At 40.9% G+C, this 384-nt stretch carries 1 tRNA gene and 2 rRNA genes; all 3 read right to left on the bottom strand.

Annotated features, from left to right (window positions below):
• Positions 1 to 2: 2 nt before the first annotated feature.
• Positions 3 to 119 (bottom strand): 5S ribosomal RNA (gene rrf / locus IC174_RS20805).
• Between the two features lie 8 nt (positions 120 to 127).
• Positions 128 to 201, bottom strand: a tRNA-Gly gene (locus IC174_RS20800).
• Between the two features lie 91 nt (positions 202 to 292).
• Positions 293 to 384: ribosomal RNA gene (locus IC174_RS20795) — 23S ribosomal RNA — on the bottom strand; the annotation flags it as partial.

Genomic DNA, 384 nt, shown 5'->3' with positions numbered 1-384 from the left:
TTACGTGGCTACGTCCTACTCTCCCAGGCAGTTTCCCACCAAGTACCATCAGCGCTAGAGAGCTTAACTTCTGTGTTCGGAATGGGAACAGGTGTATCCTCTCTGCTATTGTAACCACATAATCTTTTGGAGCGGGTGAAGGGGATCGAACCCTCACAGCTGGCTTGGAAGGCCAGAACTCTACCATTGAGCTACACCCGCATTAAATTTTTATAGCTAGTAAAACTAGTTTTTTAAAGTTAACACTCTAAAAACTACATATATATTTTAATTAATGAACATCAAATAAATATTGGTCAAGTCCTCGACCTATTAGTATCGATAAGCTAAATACATTGCTGCACTTACACCTTCGACCTATCAACCAGATAGTCTTTCTGGGGT

This window comes from Clostridioides sp. ES-S-0001-03 (assembly GCF_020676075.1).
Classification (GTDB): domain Bacteria; phylum Bacillota; class Clostridia; order Peptostreptococcales; family Peptostreptococcaceae; genus Clostridioides.
The sequence above is the reverse complement of the archived record's forward strand: the minus strand, read 5'-3'. Positions and strand labels throughout refer to the sequence as shown.